Here is a 10,519-nt window from a genome sequence, read left to right as displayed (position 1 = left end):
TCTCTTCCGATGCGCCCGAGCGCGACGTTGGTCACATGCGCGTAGGCGGGCCATGGCGGCTTGAACTCCGGCCGCGCCGTGATCAGCAACAGCACCGGCAAGTATTGTACGCGCTCAATCACGAGCGTCAGGATTTCGAGCGTCGTTGGATCGATCCAGTGCACATCCTCGTAAACGAGCAGCACGGGTTGGCTCGCCGCCATCCGCTCCAGCTGCGCCAGCAGCGCTGCCAGGGTCTTCTCCTTGCGCTTTTGCGGGCTCAGCTCGGGAACAGGGTAGCGCTCAGCGCTCGAGATCGACAGCAACGCGGCAATGAGGCCGATTTCCTCGGGCGGCGCATCGGATTGGACTAGCACGGCTTCCAGCTTGGTGAGCTTCTGCTGGACCGTGTCGTCGCGCGTGAAGCCAGCCGCCCTTTCGAGCTGGCCGATCACCGGGTATAGCGCCGTATCCTGGTGATGCGGCGAGCAGAAATTGCGTAGCCGCGTATGCGGATCGCCTTGCAGATGCGCTTGAAGCGCAGCCGTAATTCGAGATTTGCCGATGCCCGCCTCGCCTGCGAGGACCACCACGCGTCCTTGGCCGCACTTAACCTGCTGCCAGCGTCGCAGCAGCAACTCGAACTCCTCAGTCCGACCGACGAGTGGGGTCGTCCGGCCTGAGTGCAACGCCTCGAAGCGGCTCTCTATCGAGCTGCCCCGCAGCACTGCCCAGGCCCGCGTCGGTCCCGCAAGGCCCTTGAGGTCCCTGGCCCCGAGGTCCTGCAGCTCAAACAGATCGCCGAGCAGTTTTCGCGTGCCTTCGGCGATGACCACGCTGTCCGGCTCGGCGATCGCTTGCAGGCGCGCGGCAAGGTTTGGCGTCTCGCCGACGATTCCGCGCTCCTGTGCTTCGCCGGATCCGATCAGGTCTCCGACCACGACCAGGCCGGTCGCTATGCCGACGCGAGTTTGCAGCGAGGCGCGGGACTTAAGCCCGTTCACTGCCGCGATCAGCTCCAGTCCCGCCCGCACTGCCCGCTCAGCGTCCTCCTCGTGGGCCTTAGGATAGCCAAAATACACCAGGACGCCGTCACCCATGTATTTCGCCACGAAGCCGTCGAAGCGCCGCACTGTCTTGGCGACGCATTTCTGATACGCCGAGATGACCTCGCGCAAATCCTCCGGGTCCATGCGGGCGGAGAGTGCAGTCGAGCCGACGAGATCGGTGAACATCACTGTCACATGGCGACGCTCGGCATCGTGCTCCCGCTCGGCATCATGCTCTTGCTTCGGCTCGGGCGCGGACTGAACCGTGGCGGTCGCGGTGGCGCCAATATCCCGGATCGCGCGCAAAATCTTCCGACGATGCCCCAGCGAAACGCCCAGCTGTTCCAGATCGCGATCCGTTAGCTCGGGGAGTACGTCGATATCGATGTCGTTTTCGGCAAAGCGGCCCGCATACTCGGACAATCCGAGCGAGGCCAGCCAATCCGTGATCGTAGCCACCGGATGTCTCCTTGCGGCTGTGATGCCGGAATAGGTTACATCAAAACCCGATCAGGCAGAAGGAGATACGCCTCTATTGGCAATATGGAGTGTATCACAGATTGACCGCGTCCGTGGCGACCGCCCTTGAGCACGGCACGGCGCAGCTTCTGAGGCGAAACTGAAGCTGATCGCTCCGCTACGCACGCTTCATACAAATGGCCGCGCCGCCACTCTCCAGCTTCCGCAATATGATTTCACGCGTCAAACATTAATAGTCCGCTAGGGGTCATTTTCGACGGAGGTGGCGGAGATTGTCGGTTGGTTGAGGTCCGCTTTACCCCGAAAGCGCCGACGGCAGGGCCAGGCCATAAGCATTGTGTTTGCTCGGACGCCTGTGATTCAAGCTTCCCAACTGGGGTGTCGAATAATGCGCTGTGAATTGCCTCGCGTGAACAAGAGTCAACCGGGCGCCAATCCGACCCTGTATCGCCGTGCGAGCTGCCAGAACCAATCCTGATCCAAATTGAGCTCGCGCTGGATCTCCCGGATGGAGGCACGCGCGCGGTCAAAGATCGCGTAGCAAAGTCCTTCGTCGTCGTGGCGACCGTAGTAAGCGATCCCATCAGGGCGAAAGCGGTGTTCGAAGAGCGCTTTTGACCAGGCCTGCGGTACATCGTAGGGCAACCCGCCATGAACCACCTCCGCGGTCGCCCCCAGAATCGCGAGGCTCGGGCCGGCAAGCCTGATCAGCCTGAGATCGCTTGTAACTTCGAGCCGTACATAGGCCTTGCGCCGGAGCAGGCTCGTGTCGATCAGCGTCCGCCCAGGGTTACGCAAAAACGTCTCGGCGAATGCGCCGTAGGGCTCGCGTGCGGCGTAGAGGACCCGATAACTCCCGTCGGGAGCGTTCAGCCGACCCAGGCGGGACGGATCGAAAAAGACCGGATAGAATTCGGCCGTGTAAAACCGATGAAGCACCGTGCCCGCTCGCAGCCGGACCACGCGGGGACGACGACGAGCGAGATCCCCCGGCGGCAGCGGTGCGGTCACGCGCCTTGCTGGGCCATTCGCCGGGCGGCCTCGACCACGAGTTCGACTTTGCCTTCCTTGAGCAGATCGATGGGTTTGCGACCGCCCAATCGATCATCAGGCTGAGCAAGGAAGTTCAACATCGTCCATGGGTTGTCTGTCGGTAATGCCTCGCGGACAGACTTGAGCCCTTCAACGACTGTGCCATCCGCATTGAACTGAAGCGTTGGAAAGCTGCGGTGGTTACTAGGGCCAGGAACAGCAAGGAGGCTCCCTTCCTGCAAACGCTTGTCGACGGCCTGCCGAGAGATGCCCCGCAAGAGTGTCCTGACCTGGTCGAGGTCATAGGCACCTCCTGATCGCCTTAGATCCTCCTGCGCAATGCGAACACCCTCGAGAACGGCGAGCGCGCGAGGGTCGGGGGCGAACACCTCCTTGTTGACGACCGGCGCCTTGGGGTTGGTGGCCTCAGCAAAGAACCTGAGCTCATAACCGCCCAATTGCTTGTTGCGCTCGCGGACTTTCTGAAGGGCTCTTGCGTCCCTGGAAACAATCGCGACCTGAACATCGCCAGGAAGAGCGAGGCTCTTCAGGGCGGCCGGCTTGTGCTCAAGCACCATCATTACGCCCTCCTCGTGAACGGACGGGCCCTTGGAGGGGGTAGATGGCTTTGACTGAGTCTTGGGCATGAACTGAACTCCAGCCCCAATATGGGGCCGTTTGCAACTTTGTCAACTTTAGCAACCGGGGGGGGCGAGGTACGTTGAGACCCTGACCGCTTCGCGCGTTTGCCGGAAGAATGACCGTCGTTGTCCTGGAGACTCCGGTATCAAGGAGCGAACAAGACCAGGGTTTACCTGGAATCACGGATCATAACCGTCCCGCAGCTCGAGGAAGCGTCGACCCGTTTCGTCGTGTCGCGCCCTGAATCGGAAATGCTTCGCTGGACCGACTCGCGAGTCGAGCTTCCGTCTCGAGGAGCGCATTCGTCGTGGTTCGATCGGAAAACGGCAGCGAAATCCTGTTTGCGCTAATCGGTCACGAGCTGTTGAAGCGTTCGCTGACACTGCCTCGGACATGATTGAAAATTCCTTCGGTGTACGAAGCTTGATGAAGCTCGCGCTCGCTGATGGCGCGATTTTTTATTTCGATTGAACGCGCAAACCTTTCGCCCTTTTCATCGCGCCGCTGACGTTGCGCGTGTGAATGGGGCGGCGAATGTTTCCAGCGAAAATCTATGTCGGTCAGATCACGATCGTGTTCGGAATCGTGATCGCGTCGACCTGGGGCGCGACGCAATGGACGGCCGGAGCTCTCGGATTTCAGGAGCGGCTCGGCGAACCCTGGTTCGTCATCGCCAGCTATCCCGTATATCTGCCGTGGCGATTGTTCGAATGGTGGTTCGCTTACGAAGCCTATGCGCCTGAAATCTTTGGGGAAGGTGGCGCAATCGCGGCTGCGGGTGGTGTCGCCGGCGCCTTGTTCGCAATCATCAATTCGGTATGGCGGGCGCGGCAAAACCAACTCGTGACGACCTACGGCTCGGCACGCTGGGCAAGCACGAAGGAAATCCGGGCTGCCGGCCTATTCGCAGCAAAGGGGGTGTTCCTCGGTCGTCTCGAAAACAACTACCTCCGCCACGATGGGCCGGAGCACGTCATGTGCTTTGCGCCGACACGTTCGGGTAAGGGTGTCGGGCTCGTTCTTCCGACGCTATTGTCCTGGAGCTCGTCTGCCGTCGTGCATGACATCAAGGGTGAAAACTGGGAGCTAACCTCCGGCTGGCGCTCAACTTTCTCCCATTGCCTTCTCTTCAATCCAACCGATCCAAGAAGCGCCCGTTACAACCCGTTGCTTGAGGTCCGCAAGGGTGCGGCCGAAGTCCGGGACGTGCAGAACATCGCCGACATCCTGGTTGATCCGGAAGGTGCGCTCGAACGCCGAACCCATTGGGAAAAGACCAGCCATTCGCTGCTGGTTGGCGTCATCCTGCACGTTCTCTACGCCGACAAAGAGAAGACGCTCACCCGCGTCACCGAGATCCTCGCCGATCCTGCGCAGTCCTTCGAGAAGACGCTGAGGATCATGCTGGCCACCAACCATCTCGGCACCGAGGCTCAGCCAAAGGTGCACCCGGTTGTCGCCGCGACCGCGCGGGAACTCCTCAACAAGTCCGAAAACGAGCGCTCAGGCGTTCTATCGACCGCCGTCAGCTTCCTTGGGCTCTATCGGGATCCTATCGTCAGCCGAAACACCGAAAGCTGCGACTGGCGCATTGCGGACCTGGTCGGCGCTGACAAGCCGGTCACGCTCTATCTCGTCGTCCCGCCCTCGGACATCAGCCGCACCAAGCCGTTGATCCGGTTGATCCTCAATCAGATCGGACGCCGCTTGACCGAAACCTTGAACGTAAAGATCGGTGGTCAGAAGCATCGCCAGCTGCTGTTGATGCTGGACGAGTTTCCAGCACTCGGCCGCCTCGACTTCTTCGAAAGCGCGCTCGCCTTCATGGCCGGCTACGGCATCCGGGCCTATTTGATCGCGCAGTCCCTCAACCAGATTGCGAAAGCCTACGGTGAGAACAATGCGATCCTGGACAATTGCCATGTTCGCATTGCCTTTGCCGCCAATGATGAGCGCACAGCAAAGCGGATTTCTGATGCGTTAGGTACCGCCACCGAGTTGCGTGCCCAGCGCAACTATGCAGGTCATCGGCTCGCGCCATGGCTTGGCCATATCATGGTCAGCCGCCAGGAAACCGCGCGGCCGCTGCTTACCCCAGGTGAAGTGATGCAGCTGCCGCCGGATCAGGCCATCGTCCTGGTCTCGGGCCTTGCGCCAATACGCGCCCTGAAGCTCCGGCACTATGAGGACGCAAATTTTGTCGGTCGCCTGCGTCCTCCGCCGCGTCTGACTGGCCAAGACTACTTCGATCGTCCGGCCGCGCGTCCCGACGACTGGGGCGGTGAGACCCGCTCCGTCGATCTTCGACTTGCGACGCTGCCATATCGCGAGCTCATGCAGGCAGGCAGCGAGGAGGGCGGGCTCAAGCAGCAACTGCCGCTCTTTGATGAAGCGCCACCGCCTGCCAACGATGTTCGCTCGGCCGAGGAGCGCCTTTTCGAGGACGAGGCCGACGCAGCCGCCGATCGCAACCAGATGCAGCGGGCGGCGAGCGCCTCCAGCGCCGTTCGTCGCGCCCACGCCGTCACCCGCGATGACGACGATCTTCTTCCCGCATTCTGAAAGAGCTTCTCTCATGAAACCGAAACTTTCTGCCTATGTGTCTGACAGCGTATCGCAGCGGCTCGAACTCGCGGCCAAACGACCGGGGACCAACAAATCGGCGATCGTCGAAGCGGCACTGGATCGTTTCCTTAATCCGGAGCGGGACACAAGCGGCGATGCAGCGCTGATCCGCCGGCTTGACCGCATGAGCCGCCAGCTCGACCGGATCGATGGCGATCTGTCGGTCATGGCCGAGACCATTGCGCTCTTCGTCCGCTACTACCTGACGATCACGCCGCCTCTGCCATCGGGCGACCAGGAGGCCGCACGCGCGCTCGGGCGCGAGAGATTCGAAATGTTTGTCGCCCAGGTCGGCAAACGCGTTGCCTCCGGCAGTCGCCTTGTTGCCGACGTCATGGAGCGCGTCAGCACGTCAAAGCCGGATCTATTCACTCGCCACATCGAGGAGGGCGCGCCGCTGGGCGGCGCTGAGAATGCGGAAACGAGATCCCGCTCGCAAGACGCGACGGGCGAGCAGCCGGGGCCGTCTCCGGCAGGGCGGGAGGAGGTTGGCAATGTCTGACCTTCTCTCGCCCGAAACCCGCGAACGCCGCCGCGCGATGCTCCGAACGGCGATGGGGCCGGCCATCGCCCTTGCCCTGGAAGAGGCCGACGTGGTCGAAGTCATGGTCAATCCGGATGGGAAGCTTTGGCTCGACCGGCACGGGTCGGGGCGCGCGGATACCGGCGTCATCCTGACAGCGCAGGAGGCGGAGCGCATCATTCGCCTGGTGGCAAGCCATGTGCGGGCAGAGGCAAGCGCATCGTCTCCGATCATCTCAGCCGAGCTTCCCGAGACCGGTGAGCGGTTCGAAGGCATCTTGCCACCGGTGTCGCTTGCACCCTGCTTTTCGATCCGAAAGCCAGCCACGACCACGTTCCATCTCTCCGACTATGTAAGAGCGCAGATTGTCTCGCCCCTGGTCACAAAGGTCCTTGCGGCTGCAATCTGGGAGCGTCGCAGCATTCTGATTGCCGGCGGCACGGGGTCAGGCAAGACAACACTCGCCAACGCGCTTCTAGCCGAGATCGCACGCCTCGACGAGCGCATCATCATCATTGAAGACACGCGCGAGCTGCGATGTGAAGCCAGGGACGCCGTGACACTCCGGACCAAGCCGGGTGTCGCGAGTCTCGCCGACCTCGTGCGCTCCACGCTTCGCTTGCGTCCCGACCGCATCATTGTCGGCGAGGTGAGGGGAGCCGAAGCCCTCGACATGCTGAAGGCCTGGAATACCGGCCACCCCGGTGGGATTGCCACGGTGCACGCGAACTCAGCCCGCGCGGCGCTCTACCGGATTGAGCAACTGATCCAGGAGGCCGTGGCAACTGTGCCGCGCCGACTGATCGCGGAAGCGATCGATCTCATCGTCTTCATCAAGGGTCGAGGCCCGGCACGTCGAATTGAGACAGTGGCCGAGCTCAAGGGACTCGATCCTGCCGGTGACTACCTGCTCGAAACCCCACCCGGCCTTCCAGCAACGAGTCATCGCCCCTAATCAACGGAGAGTACGAGATGTTTGTTCGACTGATTTCGGCCGCGCATATCTGTGTCTACCGAGTTCTTCCATCCCCGCTTGTCCAGTTTGGCATGACTGTCTCATTCGTTGTCGTGACCGCCTCAGTGGCTCACGCGGCCGGCTCCGGCATGCCGTGGGAAGCCCCGCTGGAGCGTATCCTCGAGTCAGTACAGGGGCCGGTCGCCAAGATCGTCGCCGTCATCATCATCACCGTGACCGGCATATCGCTTGCCTTTGGTGACACCTCCGGCGGCTTTCGCAGGATGGTCCAGGTCGTGTTTGGCCTGTCGATCGCCTTCGCCGCCAGCTCCTTCTTCCTTTCGTTCTTCTCTTTCGGCGGCGGAGCACTGATCTGATGCGACCAGAGGGATTTGAGCTTGTGCTCCACCGCTCGCTCACCGAGCCAATTTTGATCGGCGGCGCGCCGCGTTCTGCCGCGATCCTGATCGGCACCTTGTCCGCCGTGCTGGCGCTCGGGCTGCGGCTCTGGCTCGCCGGGCTTGCACTCTGGCTTGTCAGTCACGGCGTCGCAGTTTGGCTAGCCAAACGCGATCCGGCGTTCGTCGAGGTCGCTGTCCGCCACACCAAGCACAAGGGGCGGCTCGCATGCTGAACTTGAGAGAATTTCGCACTGATGCGTATCGGCTCGCAGATTGGCTGCCCTGGGCCTGCCTGGTCGCACCTGGAGTGATCCTGAACAAGGATGGCAGCTTTCAGCGCACCATCCGCTATCGAGGTCCCGATCTCGATAGCGCGACCGAAGCCGAACTGATGAGCGCCGCCTCGCGCGTGAACAACGTGCTGAAGCGCTTTGGATCGGGCTGGGCGTTGTTCTTCGATGCGACGCGCATACCTGCTGCCGAGTACCCGCGTTCAGAGTTTCCGGACCCGGTCTCATGGCTGATCGATGAAGAACGGCGGGCCGCCTTTGAGGGCGATGCCGATGCGTGGGAGGATCCGTCCCGGCCGCACGGACAGCATTTTGAGAGCGTCCTGCATCTTACCCTCATGTACTTGCCTCCGGCCGAAAGAGTGTCGCGGTTTGAAGCTCTCTTTCTGGAGCGTCCGCAGGAGAGCGAGGTCAGCGATCGGCGATTGCATCGGAAGCGTAGCGAAGCTGCTCGGCAGGTGACGCAAGACGAGGGCTCATCGGATGGTGATGCGCCCAACGGAGTGGAGGGCGAACACACCCGGCCGGAGCGCGAGCGCAGCTATCGAGATCATCTTGAGCGTTTCATCCAGGAAACGGATCGGGCGATCGATCTCTTGTCGTCGGTCCTTCCCGAAATTTGGCCCCTCAGCGACGAGGAGACCCTGACTTACCTCCACAGCTGCATCTCGACAAAGCGGCACCCAGTCAGCGTTCCAGAAATCCCGGCCTATCTTGATTGTTTTCTGAGCGACGAGCCGCTGACCGGAGGATTGTCACCGGCCATTGGACGAAGCCATCTTCGTGCGCTGACGGTTCTCGGCTTTCCGCATGTGACCTTTCCTGGCCTGCTCGACGAATTAAACAGGCTTGGCGTCCCGTATCGCTGGGCGACGCGCTTCCTTCCGCTCGATCGGACGCAGGCAAATGCGACTTTGGCGAAGTACCGGCGGCAGTGGTTTGCGAAGCGGAAGTCACTTGCCGCGATCGTCAAGGAGGTGATGTTCAACGAGCAGGCGGCTCTTCTTGATACCGATGCCAGCAACAAGGCGGCCGATGCCGATGCGGCGCTGTCGGAGCTCGGCGATGATCTGGTCGCCTTCGGTTACATCACCACGACAGTCACCGTCAGCGATGAGGACTCGCGCGCGGCCGACGAGAAGATCCGCGCGATCGAACGGGTCATCAACGGCCGCGGCTTCACCACGATCCGCGAGACCATCAATGCCGTCGAGGCGTGGCTCGGGAGCCTGCCGGGACAGGCCTACGCCAACGTCCGGCGGCCGATCGTCCACACGCTGAACCTCGCTCATATGTGTCCCTTGTCCTCGGTCTGGGCGGGACCGGAGCGATGCGAGCACCTGGACGGCCCGCCGCTCCTGATTGCCAAGACCAAGGGTGCGACCCCGTTTCGGCTGTCGCTCCACGCCGGGGATGTCGGACACACGATCATTGTCGGCCCTACGGGCGCGGGCAAGTCGGTCCTGCTCTCCATGCTCGCCCTTCAATTCCGGCGCTATCCGAACGCGCAAGTGATCACGTTCGACAAAGGTGGCTCCGCACGTGCAACCACGCTCGCTCTCTCTGGCGCATGGTACGAGCTTGGAGCCAAGGGCGGACTCGCCTTTCAACCACTGAAGGATGTGGCGGAGGAGGGAGCCCGGCTCTGGGCGCTCGACTGGCTTTGTGGCGTGCTTGCCCATGAGCGCGTTACCGTGACGCCTGAGGTCAAGGAGACGCTCTGGTCGGCGCTCAAGAGCCTCGGCTCGGCGCCAGTTTCCCAGCGGACCATGACGGGGCTCGTGGCGCTGCTTGCCCGCGATGCACTGCGTCAGGCATTGCAGCCTTACACGCTGGAAGGACCCTACGGCCGCTTTCTGGATGCTGATGCCGACCGTCTTTCCGCTGCCGACGTGCTCACCTTCGAAATGGAGGAATTGATGGCGCTGCCAGGTCTGGTCGCGCCGGTTCTCACCTATCTCTTCCACACTCTTGAAGGAAGGTTCGACGGCCGACCCACCTTGCTAGTGCTGGATGAGGCTTGGGTATTCCTGGATGATCCACTTTTTTCCAGCCGCATCCGCGAATGGCTAAAGACGCTGCGCAAAAAGAACGTGGCTGTCATCTTCGCCACCCAGTCGCTTGCCGATATCGCCGACAGCCAGATCGCGCCTGCGATCATCGAATCCTGCCCAACCCGGATATTCCTACCGAACCCGCGCGCGCTCGAGCAAACTCAGAGCGAGACCTATCGCCGCTTCGGTTTGAACGACACTCAGGTCAGCCTGATCGCCGAGGCCTTTCCCAAGCGCGATTACTATCTGCAATCGCGCGCCGGCAATCGCCTGTTTGAGCTGGGGCTTGGGCCCGTGGCGCTCGCGTTTGCCGCGGCATCCTCAGCCGACGATCAACGCGCCATAGACGCGGTTTTGGCTAGGAGCGGCCCACACCATTTCGCCAAGCGCTATCTCGCCGAACGGGACCTGCACTGGGCCGCGAACTTGATCAGAACCTTCGAACAAGCTCGCAAGGCTTGACCTCAATTTCTACTCCCGGAGTCGTCC

9 protein-coding genes are annotated in these 10,519 nt (G+C 61.8%); 6 read left to right on the top strand and 3 right to left on the bottom strand.

The genetic code is table 11. The annotated features are described in order from the left end of the window. The 3 genes from F758_RS0126495 to F758_RS0126485 form a co-directional block, all read right to left on the bottom strand. A partial coding sequence (locus tag F758_RS0126495) for an adenylate/guanylate cyclase domain-containing protein (protein WP_024510711.1) occupies positions 1–1,487 on the bottom strand: 1,487 nt, incomplete at its 3' end. 441 nt (positions 1,488–1,928) lie between these two features. Next, positions 1,929–2,447 (bottom strand): RES family NAD+ phosphorylase, encoded by a 519-nt coding sequence (locus tag F758_RS0126490; RefSeq protein WP_245286599.1) that lies wholly within the window; start codon positions 2,445–2,447, stop codon positions 1,929–1,931. Positions 2,448–2,515: 68 nt separating this feature from the next. After that, entirely contained in the window at positions 2,516–3,121 is a 606-nt protein-coding gene (locus F758_RS0126485) for a hypothetical protein (RefSeq protein ID WP_245286598.1), read from the bottom strand. A 595-nt stretch (positions 3,122–3,716) separates the two neighbouring features. Between F758_RS0126485 and F758_RS0126480 the strand changes: the two genes are divergently transcribed. The 6 genes from F758_RS0126480 to trbE all read left to right on the top strand — a co-directional run bounded on the left by F758_RS0126480 (position 3,717) and on the right by trbE (position 10,492). Next, positions 3,717–5,744, top strand: coding sequence for a conjugal transfer protein TraG (locus F758_RS0126480; RefSeq protein ID WP_024510708.1), 2,028 nt, complete (start codon positions 3,717–3,719; stop codon positions 5,742–5,744). 13 nt (positions 5,745–5,757) lie between these two features. Continuing rightward, positions 5,758–6,309 (top strand): hypothetical protein, encoded by a 552-nt coding sequence (locus F758_RS0126475; protein ID WP_024510707.1) that lies wholly within the window; start codon positions 5,758–5,760, stop codon positions 6,307–6,309. After that, positions 6,302–7,285 (top strand): P-type conjugative transfer ATPase TrbB, encoded by a 984-nt coding sequence (gene trbB, locus F758_RS44615; RefSeq protein WP_035723107.1) that lies wholly within the window; start codon positions 6,302–6,304, stop codon positions 7,283–7,285. The genes F758_RS0126475 and trbB overlap by 8 nt, the downstream gene beginning before the upstream one ends. 92 nt (positions 7,286–7,377) lie before the next feature. Then, positions 7,378–7,662, top strand: coding sequence for a TrbC/VirB2 family type IV secretion system protein (locus tag F758_RS0126460; RefSeq protein WP_024510704.1), 285 nt, complete (start codon positions 7,378–7,380; stop codon positions 7,660–7,662). Continuing rightward, entirely contained in the window at positions 7,662–7,919 is a 258-nt protein-coding gene (locus F758_RS0126455; protein WP_024510703.1) for a VirB3 family type IV secretion system protein, read from the top strand. Before F758_RS0126460 ends, F758_RS0126455 begins: the two co-directional genes overlap by 1 nt. Then, positions 7,913–10,492 (top strand): conjugal transfer protein TrbE, encoded by a 2,580-nt coding sequence (gene trbE / locus F758_RS0126450; RefSeq protein WP_024510702.1) that lies wholly within the window; start codon positions 7,913–7,915, stop codon positions 10,490–10,492. The genes F758_RS0126455 and trbE overlap by 7 nt, the downstream gene beginning before the upstream one ends. Positions 10,493–10,519: the final 27 nt, after the last annotated feature.

Origin of the sequence: Bradyrhizobium sp. ARR65 (assembly GCF_000472385.1) — a bacterium.
Classification (GTDB): domain Bacteria; phylum Pseudomonadota; class Alphaproteobacteria; order Rhizobiales; family Xanthobacteraceae; genus Bradyrhizobium.
Note: the sequence above shows the minus strand (reverse complement) of the source record. Positions and strands in the feature narration are given on the sequence as shown.

Coding starts and splice junctions, on each gene's coding strand:
- F758_RS0126480 (WP_024510708.1), top strand. CDS start 3,717: ATGTTTCCAGCGAAAATCTATGTCGGTCAGATCACGATCGTGTTCGGA.
- F758_RS0126455 (WP_024510703.1), top strand. CDS start 7,662: ATGCGACCAGAGGGATTTGAGCTTGTGCTCCACCGCTCGCTCACCGAG.
- F758_RS0126475 (WP_024510707.1), top strand. CDS start 5,758: ATGAAACCGAAACTTTCTGCCTATGTGTCTGACAGCGTATCGCAGCGG.
- F758_RS0126485 (WP_245286598.1), bottom strand. CDS start 3,121: ATGATGGTGCTTGAGCACAAGCCGGCCGCCCTGAAGAGCCTCGCTCTT.
- F758_RS0126460 (WP_024510704.1), top strand. CDS start 7,378: ATGACTGTCTCATTCGTTGTCGTGACCGCCTCAGTGGCTCACGCGGCC.
- trbB (WP_035723107.1), top strand. CDS start 6,302: ATGTCTGACCTTCTCTCGCCCGAAACCCGCGAACGCCGCCGCGCGATG.
- trbE (WP_024510702.1), top strand. CDS start 7,913: ATGCTGAACTTGAGAGAATTTCGCACTGATGCGTATCGGCTCGCAGAT.